Origin of the sequence: Streptococcus anginosus, from assembly GCF_001697145.1 — a bacterium.
Taxonomy (GTDB): domain Bacteria; phylum Bacillota; class Bacilli; order Lactobacillales; family Streptococcaceae; genus Streptococcus; species Streptococcus hominis.
Window position 1 is genome coordinate 1,108,020 of record NZ_CP012719.1, and the last position, 15,173, is coordinate 1,123,192.

Genomic DNA, 15,173 nt, shown 5'->3' on the forward strand with positions numbered 1-15,173 from the left:
ATCTTGATTTATTTCGATAATGCAGCAACAACTCCCATGTCAAAAGCTGCTATTACTGCTATGACACAGGTTATGGAAAATACCTTCGGCAATCCATCTAGCATTCATAGTCACGGAAGAGCTGCTAGCAAAATTCTTCGCGAAGTCCGACAAGAGCTTGCTGAACTGCTTCATACTAATAGTCAACATATCATCTTTACATCTGGTGGGACAGAAAGTAACAATACAGCCATAAAAGGATATGCCTTAGCCCATCAAGATCAAGGAAAACACATTATTACTACTGCTATTGAGCATCATTCGGTTCTTGAAACAATTGAATACTTGGTGGATAAATTTGGCTTTGAAGCTACTTATATCCAACCTAAAAATGGAGAGATTACGGCTCAACAGATAAAAGAATCCCTTCGAGAAGATACAATACTTGTCTCAACCATGTATGCCAATAATGAAACAGGCTATATGCTTCCAGTCAAAGAAATTGCTGACGTTGTAAAACATCATCCCGCTGCTTATCATGTGGATGCTGTGCAAGTTATAGGTAAATTACCTGTCTATCCTGACGAGCTAGGAATTGACTTTATGAGCGCATCAGCTCATAAATTTCATGGTCCAAAAGGCATCGGCTTCTTGTACTTCAATCATGTAAAATTTGACAAATTTTTACATGGTGGAGATCAAGAGGATAAAAGGCGTGCAGGAACTGAGAATTTAGCGGCTATTGCCGGTATGGTTGCGGCTCTAAAAGAGAGCCACAATTGCTACCAAGAAAACATGGAACATGTTGAAAGTTTGAAACAGCAACTTCTCTCTGAACTTGACGGAATCCATTACTATATAAATAATGATTCACACACACTTCCCTATGTTGTAAATCTTGGCTTTCTAAATCAGGCTAACGATTTATTGCTCATGCGTTTAGACTTGGCTGGAATCTCTATCTCAACTGGCTCTGCTTGTACGGCCGGAACGGTTGAGCCAAGTCATGTGCTTAAAGCTTTTTATGGTAGCGATTCAGAACGCTTAAGGGAATCTATTCGCATTAGTTTCTCGGAGCAAAATACTTCAGAAGAAGTTCGACAATTTACTACAACATTAAAAGAAATTTTAGGAGGATAAAATAGATGGCTTTTCAGACCACTATTCACTTAAAAGACTGCCCCTACAGTTACTCTCTTGGAGAAAATGTAAAAAAATTTACTTTGCGTGATAACACATTTGCCGAAACAAAAGTCGGAAATTACGAATTAACACGCTTATTAGAAAATGTTCCCAATAGTGGAGACGGCTTTTTGTTGAAAATCATTATCAATAAAGACCTTTCAGGTGTGAAAATCAATATCACAGACAAATCTGGCCTTAGATTAGTGAATATTTTTAAATCAGAAGATAATCACATCATTCAAGAAAAGTTTTATTTCTTAATGGATAGCTTGGTAGAACGTGGTATTTTCACTAAACAAGAACAATAAACAAATAGCTTAAAAACTCATTTTTAAATCATCAGTAAAACAATAAAGAGTAGGAAACAAGCCAAAAATCTTTGATTTTCTTGATTTTGTCCTACTCCTTTTCTATTTTTATCAAATAAGTTGATTTTTTCACAAACTTTCTATAAAATAGTCTTTGAAAGGATGTGATTTTGTGAAATCTGAAAATAATACAACCATTCCACGCGCAACTGCTAAAAGGCTCTCTCTGTATTATCGGATTTTCAAACGATTTAATTCCGAAAAAATTGACAAAGCCAATTCAAAACAAATCGCAGATGCGATCGGGATTGATTCTGCAACTGTCCGTCGAGATTTTTCTTATTTTGGCGAATTAGGTCGTCGTGGATATGGTTACGATGTAAAAAAACTCATGAATTTTTTTGCTGACTTACTTCATGACAATTCCATTACCAATGTGATGTTAGTTGGTATCGGTAACATGGGACATGCTTTGCTCCACTACCGTTTCCACGAACGGAACAAAATGAAGATTGTTATGGCATTTGATACAGATGATCATCCTGAAGTTGGGACTACTACAAATGACGGGATTCCTATTTATGGCATTTCACAAATCAATAACAAATTAAAAGGTGTGGATGTTAAAACAGCTATTTTAACAGTTCCTAGTGCAAAAGCGCAAGAAGTTGCAACTGTTCTTGTGGAAGCTGGTGTAAAAGGTATTCTCAGTTTTTCTCCTGTTCACTTAACCGTTCCAAAAGATGTTGTCGTTCAATATGTTGATTTGACAAGTGAGCTACAAACACTCCTTTATTTTATGAAAAAAGAGCATTAAGTAATTAGAAAGAGCAAACATTTATTTATGAAGAGACCTATTATCGGCATTACTGGAAATGAAAGACCAAACCCTGAAGATGAATTTGCCATCATGAGTTATGCTGCTAAGGGATTTGTAGAGGGCGTAAAAGAAGTTGGTGGAACTCCCATCATATTGCCAATCGGAGATGCAGATATGGCACGGCGCTACATCCAGATGATTGACAAACTTATCCTAACGGGTGGGCAAAATGTATCACCACAATTCTATGGCGAAGAAAAAACAATTGACAGTGATGATTACTATTTGGAACGTGATTTGTTTGAATTAGCCTTAATCCATGAAGCTATCCAACAACAAAAACCAATTTTTACCGTTTGCCGCGGTACGCAATTGTTTAATGTTGCAATGGGCGGAACTCTTTATCAAGATATTGAGCACCATTGGCAAGACAGTTCTGCTGAATATACTACTCAAAAACTAGTCACTAAATCCGATTCTGTTTTGGAAAAAATTTACGGCGAAGTATCTCATATCAACTCTTTCCATCATCAGAGTATCAAAGATTTAGCAGAAAATGTCGAAGTCATTGCCCGTGATCCGAAAGACAACACCATTGAAGCCATTACAACAACTGATGAAATCGCTTATCTGGGAGTCCAGTGGCATCCAGAATTCTTATTTGAAACACGTCCTAAAGATCGAATGCTGTTTGACTATGTTGTCAATAGACTTTAAATCAAGTCTGTTTCTTCGCGATAACTATAATAATCTTTCTCTGCGACGATGAGATGATCCAGTAAGATGAAGCCCATTAGCTCACACGCTTCTTTTACATGTTTGGTCACTTCATCGTCATTTTTGCTTGGCAGTACAGCTCCTGATGGATGATTGTGCACCAAAATAATGGATGTCGCCATGTGTTTCACAGCATAATGCAGAATTTCTCGTGGTTCTGCAATACTGCGTGACACACTACCAATAAAAATCGTCTGCTGATGAATGATTTTGTTTTGAGTATTCAGATATAAAGCTACAAGGTGCTCCTGTTTTTTATGCCCCAATTCTTGTTGCATTTTTTTCGCTAACTTTTGACTACCTAAAATTTGCTCTTGCGTAATCAATTCTGCCTTACTGACTCGCTGGCCTAATTCAATCATGGCTTGCAATTCAATAGCTTTGATACGACCAATTCCAGAGATTGATTGCAATTCTTGTAGCGTCATATTGCGCAAATCATTCAAACTAGAAATAGTTGATAAAATTCGTTGAGAAACTTGAAAAACAGTTTCTTTTTTATTGCCTGTGCGGATAAGAATGGATAACAATTCTTGATTGCTCAATTGTTCTGCACCTTCTGCGACTAAACGTTCCCTTGGCAACAAAGAATCTTCCTGAAATGAAATACTATACATAAAAAACCTCCTCATATCCTTATTCGGAAAAAGAAGAGGAAAATAAAAAATCTGAGAAATGATTCTCAAATTTTTTAAGTTAGTATTTACATTTCAACAATTTTACCTGTTTCAAAGTAAACAACCCATTCACAGATATTTTTAGCGTAATCACCAATGCGTTCTAAGTACGAAATAACTTGGAAGTAATCACGACCTGTAACAATCAAATCTGGATTTGCCTTAATTTCTTGTGTAGCTAAATCACGAATATCATCAAAATACTGATTGATTTTCTCATCCATAGCTGCTATTTCGTAAGCCTTGTCCACATCGCCATTAAGGTAAAGATCAAGTGCTGCTTCCACAAAATTTTTGACATCGCGTCCCATTTTGCTGATTTCTTCCTCAACAGACTGGATGCGAACTTCTCCCTTCATGCGAATCGTTGCCTGTGCAATGGAAACAGCGTGGTCGCCCATTCTTTCCACATCACTACTAGCCTTCAAAACTGTAATAACGGTTCGTAAGTCTTGCGAAACAGGCTGCTGCAAAGCAATGATTTCCAGAGATTTTTTCTCCAACTTTACTTCATATTCATTCACTTCTGCGTCTTTTTCGATTACTTCTTTTGCTAATTCGCGGTCGTGGGTCACAAATGCACGAACTGTGCGATTAATCTGTGACAAAACTTCATTTCCCATTGCATAAAATTGGTTATGGAGTTTTGCTAAGTCTTCTTCAAATTGTACTCTAAGCATAAATTTTCCTTTCCTAAGATCTAAAGAATTTTATACGAAAATCCATCTTTTTACATAATTCTTGTCTACAAGTATATGTGCATTTTATATATAAATATATAGAGAATCAGTAGTCGCCAAAACATTGGAATAGCCATAATATTGTAGTGACCAATTACAATCTCTAACCAAACTTGCCTGTGATATAATCTTCCGTTTCCTTATGAATCGGACTGAGGAACATCTCTTTCGTGGCATTAAACTCAATCAAATCGCCATTTAGGAAGAAAGCAGTCTTGTCTGAAATACGACTAGCCTGTTGCATTGAGCGGGTCACAAGTAACATTGTATATTGATCTTTCAGCCCATGAAGTGTTTCTTCAATTTTTCCTGCAGAAATGGGATCAAGTGCCGACGTTGGCTCATCTAAAAGAATGATTTTCGGACTCGTTGCTAAAACGCGAGCCACACAAACACGTTGTTGCTGACCGCCTGACAAGCCAATCGCTGAGTCATGTAAACGATCTTTTACTTCATCCCAAATGGATGCTCCCTTTAGTGAAGTTTCAACAACTTCATCTAACACTTCTTTGTCCTTAACACCATTGATCCGCAAACCATAAACAACATTTTCATAAATCGTCATTGGAAATGGATTGGGCTGTTGAAAAACCATTCCAATTTCTTTGCGAAGCTCCACCGTATCTGTCCGTGGGCTGTAAATATTGTGCCCATTATAAATTACAGTGCCTGTCGTTGTCACCTCTGGATTTAAATCTCCCATGCGATTGATTGCCTTTAAAAGGGTTGATTTTCCTGATCCAGAAGGACCAATCAAAGCGGTAATCTCCTGCGGTAGTATATCTAATGATACACTATTGAGAGCTTTCTTTTTATTATAATAAACCGACAAGTCCTTGATTTGTAAAATAGGTTCTGTCATTCTGATAGTCCTTTAATAAATTCTAATTAATCAGCAATTTTCTTAGCCAAAATGACCAGAAACATAGTCATTCGTAGACTGCAACTTAGCATTTTGGAAAACATTGGCTGTTTCATCATATTCAATTAAATCACCAAGATAGAAGAAACCGGTATAGTCACTAGCACGTGCCGCCTGCTGCATGCTGTGGGTCACGATGATAATCGTATAGTTCTTCTTCAACTCTAACATCGTTTCTTCTAACTGCGCGGTTGCAATTGGATCAAGCGCAGAAGCAGGTTCATCCATTAGAAGTATTTCTGGCTTCACGGAAATGGCTCTGGCAATGCAGAGACGTTGCTGCTGACCGCCTGATAACATCAAAGCAGATTTATGAAGGTCATCCTTTACTTGTTCCCACAGAGCCGCTTGTTTTAGAGATGTTTCTACAATTTCATCTAAGATTTTCTTATCCTTAACACCGGCACGTTCATGCGCAAAGGTGATGTTGCGGTAAACAGATTTGGCAAAAGGATTTGGTCTTTGAAAGACCATTCCGATATGTTTCCGCATTTCATAGACATTGATATCTGGACGGTTAATATCAATTCCTTCATACCAGATCTCACCAGTAACCTTAGCGATGTCAATCGTATCATTCATTCGATTCAAGCTGCGAAGATAGGTTGACTTACCAGAACCTGAAGGCCCGATAAGAGCTGTAATCTTATTTTTCTTGAACTGCATATCAACCCCTTTAATGGATTCGTTTTTACCATAGTAAACATGCAAATTCTTCGTTGATAAAACAACCTCTTTCTCAGGAAAAGTAACGATATGTTTTTCATTCCAGTTATATTCTGTCATTTCTTCTCCTTTTAAGCAGATGTTAATTTCTTATGCAGGTAACTTCCGAGCTTACGAGCTCCAAGGTTAAAGATTAAAATAAAGATAAGAAGTACTGCTGCTGATCCAGCTGACACTTCTACTGCATCAGGAATCGTTCCTTCACTATTGACTTTCCAAATGTGAACAGCCAAAGTTTCAGCCTGACGGAAAACAGAAATTGGGCTAGTTACACTGAAAATATTCCAATTTGACCAGTCAAGTGCTGGGGCAGACTGACCTGCTGTATAGATAAGCGCAGCAGCTTCCCCAAAAATACGTCCAGAAGCTAATACAATCCCCGTCACAATACTTGGTAACGCTTCTGGAACGACGACATGGACGATCGTTTCCCAGCGAGAGATGCCAAGTGCAAGCCCAGCTTCGCGCTGTGTATGATGCACATGCTGTAAGCTGTCCTCCACACTACGTGTCATCTGTGGCAGATTAAATACAGTCAAAGCCAAAGCACCAGAAATGATTGAGAAACCATATTGAAATTGAATAACAAAAATCAAATATCCAAAGAGACCCACAACAACAGAGGGCAAGGAGGATAAAATTTCAATACAGGTTCTGACAAAATCTGTTACCGGACCTTTTTTTGCATACTCAGATAAGTAAATCCCTGCTCCCATTGATAGAGGAATGGAAATAATCAAGGTGATAACTAACAGAAACAATGAATTATAGAGCTGAATTCCAATTCCGCCGCCCGCTTGGTATGAAGACGATTGTCCCGTCAAGAATTTCCACGAAACATGAGGTAAGCCCCTTACTAAAATGTACAAAATCAAGGAAGCAAGAATAGCAACAATGATTCCTGCAATGGTATAGAGGACGCCTGTTGCTAATTTATCCATCTTTTTAGCGTGCATAGTTCTTCTTACCTCTTTCCTTTGTAATCAATTTAATCACAGTATTGAAGGCTAAACTCATCAAAAGCAGAACCAGAGCAAGCGACCACAAGACATTGTTATTAACGGTTCCCATAACGGTATTTCCAATTCCCATTGTTAAAATAGAGGTCAAGGTTGCAGCAGGTGTTGTCAGAGAAGTTGGGATAACCGCTGAATTTCCGACAACCATTTGAATCGCCAAAGCTTCACCAAAGGCACGAGCCATTCCAAAGACAATAGCTGTAAAAATACCTGAGCGAGCTGCTTTTAGCGTCACACGCCAAATCGTTTGCCAACGAGTCGCTCCCATTGCCATACTAGCTTCTCGATAATGCCGCGGTACAGCACGCAGGCTATCTGTTGTCATAAAGGTCACCGTTGGTAAAATCATGACAAAGAGAACAAAAATCCCTGACAAGATTCCAAAACCTGTTCCACCAAAGATACTGCGAACAAAGGGAACAACTACCTGTAATCCAATAAATCCATACACAACTGATGGAATTCCGACTAGAAGTTCAATAGCTGGTTGCAGAATTTTTGAGCCTTTAGGGGAAACCTCCGTCATAAAAACAGCTGCTCCAATTGCAAATGGTGTTGCCAATAAAGCTGATAGGAGAGTTACGAGGAAAGAGCCCAGAATCATTGGTAAAGCACCGAATTCCTTACCGGATGGATTCCACCTTGTTCCAAAAAGAAAACTGAAGATGTTTACTTTATTAACAAAGAAAGTCGAAAGTCCTTTCTCCGCTACAAATAATAAAATCATTGCGACGACAAAAACAATTAAACTCATGCAAAGAAAAGTAATGGTTTTTCCAAATGTTTCTAAACGAGAGTTTTTTGACTTTGTCAGCATTTTTTTTGCTACTTCGTTCATGTTATTCCTAAATTCTTTCTTTTACTTTGAGCTGATAGTTCCGTCAAGACTACGAGTAACCTTCATATCGTTAATAGGAATGTAGCCCATTTTACCAACAATATTATTTTGGACTTCTGCTGTCATCATGTACTCTAGAAATTTTTTAGCTAATTTGTTAGGTTCTCCCTTAGTATACATGTGCTCATAAGACCAAATAGGCCAGTTGTTCGTCGTCACATTCTTCTTCGTTGGCTTATAACCATTCAAGTTTAATCTTTTCACACTAGTATCAACATAAGAAAAAGCTAAATAAGAAATGGCACCTGGAGTTTGCGAAACAATCGTTTTGACCATTCCGTTAGAATCTTGCTCTTGCGCTTGCTTAGCTTCTTTGCCATTCATAATAACACTATCAAAAACTGCTCGACTACCAGAACCAACGGCACGGTTGATGATGGTAATTTCCAAATCTTGACCACCAACTTGCTTCCAATTGGTGTATTCTCCGGTAAAAATTTTACGTAGCTGCTCTGTGGTTAAGTTGTTTACTTTAATTCCTTTATTTGCAATAATCGCAGTACCCGCTACAGCAACTTGGTGATCCACCAAAGTTTTAGCCTTGATTCCGTCTTTTTCTTCTGCAAATAAATCGCTATTTCCAATATCTACTGCACCAGATTGGACTTGTGATAATCCTGTTCCCGATCCTCCACCTTGCACATTGACAATTTTTTTCGGATTTTCTTCGGTGTATTTGTCCACGACTGCTTCAACCAACGGTTGTAGAGCTGTTGAGCCAACTGCTGTTATCGCCTCACCGCGGTTAATCCAGGAAGAACAAGCTGAAAGACCGATGCTGCAAATCACGAGAGTGACTGCCCAAAGTATTTTTTTGTGTTTAATCACATGAAACTCCTTTTCAGATGTGAAAGCATTTTCATTCTAAGATTTCCCTAATCTTTTCACATCTAATCTCACTATAACATATCTTTAGATATTTGGAAAGATTCTTTATTGAAATCTCAGGCCTTTTGGAAAATAATTTTTCAGAATATTTCCAGTCACTTTTGCAAACCCTAAACCATTACCTTGGACAACAACTTGATACCAACCATTTGCAGTGTTCTGATTGAGATTGACTGTCTCCCCAGCAACGTACTTTTTAAACTGCTCTTCATCAATTTCAATTATGTGCTTTACTTCACTTGGTTTTAAAGCCAGTCCCAAAGCAAAACTCGGTTCAAATCGTTTTTTCTTAAAAACACCTAGGTGCAAGCCATTTCTGGCAATTTTGAGTTTCGATAGATCTGGAAGACCTAGTGGCAATAGATATAAATGATCTCCAAAAGTCTGTAAATCGCCATTTAACTCTAAAGCCAAATGTTGTTTTTGAAATTCCTGCCACAACGTCTTCTGCTCCGATGTCAGATTGCTCTTTTTGGCTTTTATTTTTTTAGCTGACTGCTCACCATAAAAACGAAATTTTGCAACAAATTGTCCTTCACCCTTAAAACGATGAGGATACATGCGTGCAGTTTCCGAAAAGTGAATACCAGCCACCATACCATTGATTTTTGAAATTTCAACCAATTCAAGGGAATAGTTTTCTAACAGCCAGTCAACGATTTCCTCGTTTTCTTCTGGTGCCCAAGTGCAAGTAGAGTAAATCAGTTCACCACCAGTTGTCAACATTTTCAAAGCATCCGCTAGTATCTCACGTTGAAGCTGTGCACATTGAGCAGGATAAGTCTCGCTCCAATACTCCGTTGCTTCTGGCTGCTTTCTAAACATTCCTTCACCAGAACATGGTGCATCTAAGACAATCATATCAAAATAGCCCTGAAAGATCTGGCTTAATCTGCCAGCTGACTCATTCGTCACCACTACATTTCTCGCTCCAAAACGCTCAATATTTTCTACTAAAACCTTCGAACGCTTTGAATTGATTTCATTGGAAACAAGCACACCTGTATTATTCAAGTATGACAACAAATGAGTGGATTTCCCACCCGGCGCTGCAGCCAAATCAAGCACTTTCATATCTTGACGCGGTGCTGCAATTTGAGCAACCATTTGCGCAGCAGGTTCTTGAGAATACACCAAGCCTGTAACATGCTCTATTGATTTTCCAGAAATCTTGCCATAATAACCCCAGTTCGTGTTGGAGATAGGATTTAGAAAATGTTTTTGATGTGCTTTTAGTGGATTTACTCGAAAAGCGGAAACCGGCTCCTCATCAAAAGTTAGAAAAAAAGAGGGAGCCTCCTCTCCCAAAAGATTGTAGTATTTTTCTTTAAATCCTTTTGGAAAATGCATCTAATCCTCTCGCTTTCGATATATGTATTTTTTAATTTCGTCCAATTTCATCATTGGAATCATCATAATCCCCTGATGACTTTCAAAATCAGGCTGCTTACCATCAAGTGTCACTGTCGTATATCCTAATTTATCTCCCATAATGGAAGCTGCAGCATAATCCCAAGGGCAAATATAGGAAATATAAGTCAAAAGTTGACCTGACAAAACCTTGCTAAAACTAATCGCAGCACTTCCATACACTCGAACTCCTAAGGTTTCTTTCGCCAAGTCAGCAATTCCCCAATCGTTGCGCTCAAAAATACCAGCGTTTGATGCCATTAAAAATTGATTCAAGGGACGATCTTGGTAAGAAGGCAATTTCTGCTCATTGCAATAGACATCAAATTGACCACCACCATGGTACAACTTGTCTCCTATCACATCATAAATGACACCAAATTGACCAATCCCATTTTCAAAATAAGCCAATACAACAGCAAAATCAGCTTTTTGTGCGACAAAATTATTTGTACCATCAATAGGATCAATGACCCAAACATTGCCATCCGAAATAGAATGACGCAGTCCATTTTCCTCAGCTAAAATGTGATCCGTAGGATAAGCTTCTAAAATCCAGGTTACTAAATTATCCTGAACTTCCTTGTCCATTTGAGTTACCAAATCAGACGGACTGGATTTGGTTTCGATTTCTAATTGATCATCCAAATGCTCTTTGATGTAAGAAGCTACATTCAGAACAATTTGTTTGGCAAAATTAAATTTCTTTTCCAAGAGAAAACATTCCTTTCTCCTTTTGTTTTGCAGCTTGAACAGCTCGATATAAGGAATAGCCACTTGCTATTTCAAATTCACGTCCAATCCGCTTTTCTTCAGCTTTGCTTGGAACAATTTTTTTGAAGAGTTTGTAAGATGATAGTATTTCTTCTGCTGTTATTTTTTCTTCATAAGCCTGCTCAACATCATTCAAAAAAGAAAGCACTGAAGCAAGCTCTTCAGTGCTCCACGATATGTCTAGTGGGTAACGATAGTTTTTATTCATATTATTCAATCTCAGCTCTTAGAGTTGCATCGCGCAATTCCTGTTTTCGATATCCGCGAGGCAAAAACGCACGGATTTCATCTTCGTTAAATCCAATTTGCATTCGCTTGTCTTCCAGAATAATCGGGCGACGCAAAAGGCTTGGATTTTCCTCAATTAAACGAAGCAATTCAGAAATTGATAAATTTTCAACATCCAAATTTAATTTTTGAAAAATTTTTGAACGAGTTGAAATAATGTCGTCTGTTCCATTCTCCGTCAGAGAAAGAATATGTTGTAATTCGGGTGTAGATAAAGGGCTCGTCATGATATTGTGCTCCTCAAAAGGAACTTCATGATTGGATAACCATGCACGCGCCTTGCGACAACTTGTACAACTCGGTGATAAAAATAGTGTAACCATGCATTTCTCTTCTTATTATTTGTAACTGTTATCATTATACTAAATTTTATGTAAGATTACTAGGTATTTTTACAAATTTTCTCCTATTTTTTAGGAAAAATAAGAAGCTTACTACATGATTTAGTGGTTTTCATTTTTAGAAGTCCAATATCTTGCGATTTCCTTATCAACTTGCAATTGCTTGACTAGCTCGTCCACATTATCGAATTTTACCATATCTCGAATTTTGTCTAACCAAAAAATACGAATAGTATCACCATAAATATCTTGTGAAAACTCAAAAATATTGGCTTCAAAACGAAGTTCATCTCCTTCAAAAGTGACATTTTTGCCGACGCTAGCCATCCCGCGATACACCTTTCCGTTGTGTTCTACATCAACCACATAGACACCATCGGCTGGTAAAATAACCCGATCTAGCGGAGCAAGATTTGCCGTTGGATAGCCAATCGTTCGTCCTCTTGCATTGCCATGAACGACAATTCCTCTAGTGGATAAGGAGTAGCCTAGCAATTGATTGCTTTCGGCGACATTTCCTGCTAGTACTGTTTCTCGAATACGAGTTGAACTAACTTTTTCTCCATTGAAATTTACAGAAGGAACTACGATAACTTGTCCGTCAAATAGTTTTTTCAAATCTTCTGCACTGCGTCGATCTGAACCAAAATGGTAATCAAATCCCGCAATGACAACTTTTGCTTTCAAACGCGAGATGTATTTTTCAAAAAATTGTTCCGCAGTATTACGAGCAAACTGACTGGTAAAATCAATCAAATAAAGGTAGTCTACACCAAGATTTTCCATTTGCTGCAAGCGATCTTCTGGACTAGTCAAATGAAGCATCAATGAAGGCTGGTAGCGTACAAAAGCTAATTTGGGAGATTCTGGAAATGTCAGCACTGCAATCTTCAGATGCTTCTCTGCTGCCATTTTTCTCGCTTCAGCAAACAAGGCTTGATGTCCTTTATGCAGTCCGTCAAAATACCCTAGCACTAATACTGTGTGTTCAATTTGCTGAATGTCTTTTTCATTTTTTATTCTAATCGTTTTCATCACTTAACTATTTTATCACAAAATTTTAAAGAAATACTTTTCTAGGTTTATATTCTTTGTCGCGCTTTTCTAAAATAACTTGTAATTTCCCTTGATAAAAACCAGCCACCTGTCCTGCCTTGGTATCTATATGAATAAAGCGTCCAAATCGTACTTCTTCAACCTGCTCTTCCGTAAGGTTTACCTTAGGTAAATCTCCTATGCCGAATTCAATGGGTTGCAAAAATGAAAAATCTCCTTTGTTCACCTTCTCGTCAATTTCTGCTAAAGTCAAAGCTTCTTCCAAATCCATACCAGCCGCAGCAGTGCGAGTCAGTTTAGACATATGGGAATCATAACCCAACTTCGCTCCTAAATCAACTGCCAATGTTCGCACATAGGTTCCCTTGCTGCATTTAACTCGAAAAGGAAAACGTGCCAAGTTACTTTCATAGACAATAGCTCCTGTCCGCTCAAAGTTGTAAATTATTACCTGACGCTTTGGTCGCTCTACTACCTCCCCAGCTCGAGCATACTCATAGAGTTTTCGTCCATTGACCTTGATAGCCGAGTACATAGGTGGCACTTGGGTCTGTTCTCCAACCATACTGGCAATGACTTGATCCACTAATTTTTCATCTAGCGCTTCTGTCACAGGACTGAAAGCCACCTGTTCTCCACTGGCATCCTCTGTCGTTGTCGAAAAACCTAAAGTGACCTCTCCTTCATACACTTTACCTTCGTCTTGCATAAATTCTACCAATCGCGTGGCCTTCCCGACTGCAATGGGCAATACACCCACCACATCTGGGTCTAAAGTCCCACCATGACCGATTTTTTTCATTCCTAAAATTTTACGCAGTTTAAAAACCGCATCATGCGAGGTCATTCCCGCTTCTTTTTTTAAATTGATAATTCCGTTCATTGATTCCTTATTCTGCTAAAAATTCTATTAGTAGTTGATTAAATTCCTTGTTTCTTTCAGCACCACAAGAGCCATAATGAAGCTGTATCTAAACATCTAGTCAGACTTGAAGCAGTCGTCGGATAGCCTAAATCTTCATAGAGGGGGAGCAAGACTTCTATGTCTTTCAAGATTGCTTGTCGTACCTGCATCGTTTCCTCCTAGTCGTTCTTCAACGCCTCAAACTTAGCTTTCATAGTTGGATTTTTGCGGGTCAATTTCTTGACGGAGACGTCATACAGTTTGTTGTTGGCGAGGCGCAGTTGATTGTCTGATGTCTGAAGTGCCTGTTTGACTGCTTCCATTCGCTTAATGGCTTTGTCAATTTCTTCGATTGCCTTGTTAAAATTCTTAGAAGCTGAATTGTAGTTCTTCGCAAACGCTACTTTAAAGGTTTCTAAATCATCTTCAAAGTGGGTAATGTCAATATTTTGCTCCCGAACCAGAGCCAGCTCCTGCTTGTATTTAAGAGAATTGAGCGCAGCATTTCGTAAAAGTCCAATGAGCTGGATAAAAAATTGAGGACGAACCACATACATTTTTTCATACTCGTGGCTGACATCAACAATGCCAGTATTGAAATAATCATTATCTGCTTCCAGCATACTTACCAAAACAGCATACTCACATTTCTTTTCCCTGCGATCCTTGTCCAATTCTTTGTAAAAATCAGCGTTTTTATGCTTCTTCTCAGTACCGTCCGCTTCATTTTTCATCTCAAACATAATAGAAATGATTTCTACTCCGTTTTCATCTTCCTCACGAAAAATGAAATCCCCTTTGGAGCCTCGTGCAGAAACCTGATTATCTTTCTCAAAGTAAGCATTTGGAAAGGCAAAACTGCGAACCTTGTTAAATTCGCTTTCAGCGTAATGCTCTAAACTCTCTCCAATCGCTTTAGTAGATTGCTGCGCTTTAAAATTCTTGTAAAATTCTACTTGCTCATTGGCAGCCTTTAGCTGAGCTTCGTAATTTTGTTTAACAGATGCAAGGGATAATTCATTTTCTTTCTCTTGCAATAAAAGCTGATTTTGGATTTGGTCGCGTTCTTTTTCAATATTTGTCAACGAAGCTTGCAGCTCATTTTGGTGTTCCAGCTTCATACGATCCAGTTGCGATCGCAAGCCCAGCAACTCCTTGTCTTTATTGATGAGTTTTTCAGACAGAGCCTGCTCCGTATCCTTTTTGATCAACTCCTTTTGTGATTCAAAATTGGAAATAGTTGCCTTGAGCTCTTGAATTTCAGACTCTTTCTGACTTAAGACCTGCTGTTGCTCATTCTGTGCCTTTTGTTTTTCCAGAGCTAACGCCTGCTCAATCTGAGCATGAATCTCCTTGTCAAACTCTGCAGTTCGAACCTGCGACAAAAGCTCACTGTACTGGCTATCATTAACTGTAAAAACTTCCCCGCAGTTGGGGCATTTGATTTCGTTCATGGATACC

At 38.5% G+C, this 15,173-nt stretch carries 18 protein-coding genes and 1 pseudogene; 4 read left to right on the forward strand and 15 right to left on the reverse strand.

The window, feature by feature from the left end; translation table 11 throughout:
* Positions 1-3 precede the first annotated feature (3 nt).
* From SanJ4206_RS05435 to SanJ4206_RS05450, 4 genes are all read left to right on the forward strand, one after another.
* Entirely contained in the window at positions 4-1,119 is a 1,116-nt protein-coding gene (locus SanJ4206_RS05435; RefSeq protein ID WP_022524994.1) for a cysteine desulfurase family protein, read from the forward strand.
* 5 nt (positions 1,120-1,124) lie between these two features.
* Positions 1,125-1,472: a DUF1831 domain-containing protein gene (locus SanJ4206_RS05440; RefSeq protein ID WP_003029329.1), complete on the forward strand. Its 348-nt coding sequence runs from the start codon at positions 1,125-1,127 to the stop codon at positions 1,470-1,472.
* Between the two features lie 172 nt (positions 1,473-1,644).
* Positions 1,645-2,289 (forward strand): redox-sensing transcriptional repressor Rex, encoded by a 645-nt coding sequence (locus tag SanJ4206_RS05445; protein ID WP_003029327.1) that lies wholly within the window; start codon positions 1,645-1,647, stop codon positions 2,287-2,289.
* Positions 2,290-2,316: 27 nt separating this feature from the next.
* Positions 2,317-3,009 carry a gamma-glutamyl-gamma-aminobutyrate hydrolase family protein gene (locus tag SanJ4206_RS05450; RefSeq protein ID WP_003029325.1) on the forward strand — a complete coding sequence of 231 codons (693 nt, stop codon included), beginning with the start codon at positions 2,317-2,319 and terminating at the stop codon, positions 3,007-3,009.
* Here SanJ4206_RS05450 and radC read toward each other — a convergent pair.
* The 15 genes and pseudogenes from radC to SanJ4206_RS05520 all read right to left on the reverse strand — a co-directional run bounded on the left by radC (position 3,006) and on the right by SanJ4206_RS05520 (position 15,166).
* On the reverse strand, positions 3,006-3,686 hold the full coding sequence (radC, locus tag SanJ4206_RS05455) for a RadC family protein (protein ID WP_003024167.1): 681 nt from the start codon (positions 3,684-3,686) through the stop codon (positions 3,006-3,008). The genes SanJ4206_RS05450 and radC overlap by 4 nt on opposite strands.
* Before the next feature lie 86 nt (positions 3,687-3,772).
* A complete protein-coding gene (gene phoU, locus SanJ4206_RS05460; RefSeq protein WP_003029323.1) occupies positions 3,773-4,426 on the reverse strand; it encodes a phosphate signaling complex protein PhoU in 654 nt (217 codons plus the stop codon).
* Between the two features lie 163 nt (positions 4,427-4,589).
* Positions 4,590-5,348 carry a phosphate ABC transporter ATP-binding protein PstB gene (gene pstB, locus SanJ4206_RS05465; RefSeq protein WP_003029320.1) on the reverse strand — a complete coding sequence of 253 codons (759 nt, stop codon included), beginning with the start codon at positions 5,346-5,348 and terminating at the stop codon, positions 4,590-4,592.
* Positions 5,349-5,390: 42 nt separating this feature from the next.
* Entirely contained in the window at positions 5,391-6,194 is an 804-nt protein-coding gene (gene pstB, locus SanJ4206_RS05470) for a phosphate ABC transporter ATP-binding protein PstB (RefSeq protein ID WP_157622036.1), read from the reverse strand.
* 11 nt (positions 6,195-6,205) lie between these two features.
* Positions 6,206-7,090: a phosphate ABC transporter permease PstA gene (gene pstA / locus SanJ4206_RS05475; RefSeq protein WP_003024156.1), complete on the reverse strand. Its 885-nt coding sequence runs from the start codon at positions 7,088-7,090 to the stop codon at positions 6,206-6,208.
* Positions 7,080-7,991: a phosphate ABC transporter permease subunit PstC gene (gene pstC, locus SanJ4206_RS05480; protein ID WP_003024154.1), complete on the reverse strand. Its 912-nt coding sequence runs from the start codon at positions 7,989-7,991 to the stop codon at positions 7,080-7,082. The genes pstA and pstC overlap by 11 nt, the downstream gene beginning before the upstream one ends.
* Before the next feature lie 21 nt (positions 7,992-8,012).
* Positions 8,013-8,879, reverse strand: a complete 867-nt coding sequence (locus SanJ4206_RS05485) for a phosphate ABC transporter substrate-binding protein PstS family protein (RefSeq protein WP_003029312.1) — start codon at positions 8,877-8,879, stop codon at positions 8,013-8,015.
* A gap of 105 nt (positions 8,880-8,984) precedes the next feature.
* The gene (locus SanJ4206_RS05490) at positions 8,985-10,289 is read right to left on the reverse strand and encodes an RsmF rRNA methyltransferase first C-terminal domain-containing protein (protein WP_157622037.1); all 1,305 of its coding nucleotides are present in this window, start codon (positions 10,287-10,289) and stop codon (positions 8,985-8,987) included.
* Positions 10,290-11,063 carry an inositol monophosphatase family protein gene (locus SanJ4206_RS05495; protein WP_003069515.1) on the reverse strand — a complete coding sequence of 258 codons (774 nt, stop codon included), beginning with the start codon at positions 11,061-11,063 and terminating at the stop codon, positions 10,290-10,292.
* Positions 11,047-11,331 (reverse strand): UPF0223 family protein, encoded by a 285-nt coding sequence (locus SanJ4206_RS05500; RefSeq protein ID WP_003029307.1) that lies wholly within the window; start codon positions 11,329-11,331, stop codon positions 11,047-11,049. The genes SanJ4206_RS05495 and SanJ4206_RS05500 overlap by 17 nt, the downstream gene beginning before the upstream one ends.
* 1 nt (position 11,332) lies before the next feature.
* Entirely contained in the window at positions 11,333-11,734 is a 402-nt protein-coding gene (locus SanJ4206_RS05505) for a Spx/MgsR family RNA polymerase-binding regulatory protein (RefSeq protein ID WP_003029306.1), read from the reverse strand.
* Positions 11,735-11,854: 120 nt separating this feature from the next.
* Complete coding sequence (locus SanJ4206_RS05510) at positions 11,855-12,787, reverse strand: bifunctional riboflavin kinase/FAD synthetase (protein ID WP_003029305.1); 933 nt, start codon at positions 12,785-12,787, stop codon at positions 11,855-11,857.
* A 25-nt stretch (positions 12,788-12,812) separates the two neighbouring features.
* The gene (gene truB / locus SanJ4206_RS05515; RefSeq protein ID WP_003029303.1) at positions 12,813-13,691 is read right to left on the reverse strand and encodes a tRNA pseudouridine(55) synthase TruB; all 879 of its coding nucleotides are present in this window, start codon (positions 13,689-13,691) and stop codon (positions 12,813-12,815) included.
* Positions 13,692-13,734: 43 nt separating this feature from the next.
* Positions 13,735-13,882, reverse strand: a pseudogene (locus SanJ4206_RS10045) (GNAT family N-acetyltransferase); the annotation flags it as partial.
* A gap of 9 nt (positions 13,883-13,891) precedes the next feature.
* Complete coding sequence (locus SanJ4206_RS05520; RefSeq protein WP_003029298.1) at positions 13,892-15,166, reverse strand: DUF2130 domain-containing protein; 1,275 nt, start codon at positions 15,164-15,166, stop codon at positions 13,892-13,894.
* Positions 15,167-15,173 lie beyond the last annotated feature (7 nt).

Bases quoted from the DNA above. Each gene is read 5' to 3' on its own strand.
- pstB (WP_157622036.1), bottom strand. From the start codon at position 6,194: ATGACAGAATATAACTGGAATGAAAAACATATCGTTACTTTTCCTGAG.
- SanJ4206_RS05450 (WP_003029325.1), top strand. From the start codon at position 2,317: ATGAAGAGACCTATTATCGGCATTACTGGAAATGAAAGACCAAACCCT.
- SanJ4206_RS05440 (WP_003029329.1), top strand. From the start codon at position 1,125: ATGGCTTTTCAGACCACTATTCACTTAAAAGACTGCCCCTACAGTTAC.
- SanJ4206_RS05520 (WP_003029298.1), bottom strand. From the start codon at position 15,166: ATGAACGAAATCAAATGCCCCAACTGCGGGGAAGTTTTTACAGTTAAT.
- radC (WP_003024167.1), bottom strand. From the start codon at position 3,686: ATGTATAGTATTTCATTTCAGGAAGATTCTTTGTTGCCAAGGGAACGT.
- pstB (WP_003029320.1), bottom strand. From the start codon at position 5,348: ATGACAGAACCTATTTTACAAATCAAGGACTTGTCGGTTTATTATAAT.
- phoU (WP_003029323.1), bottom strand. From the start codon at position 4,426: ATGCTTAGAGTACAATTTGAAGAAGACTTAGCAAAACTCCATAACCAA.
- pstC (WP_003024154.1), bottom strand. From the start codon at position 7,991: ATGAACGAAGTAGCAAAAAAAATGCTGACAAAGTCAAAAAACTCTCGT.
- SanJ4206_RS05505 (WP_003029306.1), bottom strand. From the start codon at position 11,734: ATGGTTACACTATTTTTATCACCGAGTTGTACAAGTTGTCGCAAGGCG.
- SanJ4206_RS05490 (WP_157622037.1), bottom strand. From the start codon at position 10,289: ATGCATTTTCCAAAAGGATTTAAAGAAAAATACTACAATCTTTTGGGA.
- pstA (WP_003024156.1), bottom strand. From the start codon at position 7,090: ATGCACGCTAAAAAGATGGATAAATTAGCAACAGGCGTCCTCTATACC.
- SanJ4206_RS05500 (WP_003029307.1), bottom strand. From the start codon at position 11,331: ATGAATAAAAACTATCGTTACCCACTAGACATATCGTGGAGCACTGAA.
- truB (WP_003029303.1), bottom strand. From the start codon at position 13,691: ATGAACGGAATTATCAATTTAAAAAAAGAAGCGGGAATGACCTCGCAT.
- SanJ4206_RS05510 (WP_003029305.1), bottom strand. From the start codon at position 12,787: ATGAAAACGATTAGAATAAAAAATGAAAAAGACATTCAGCAAATTGAA.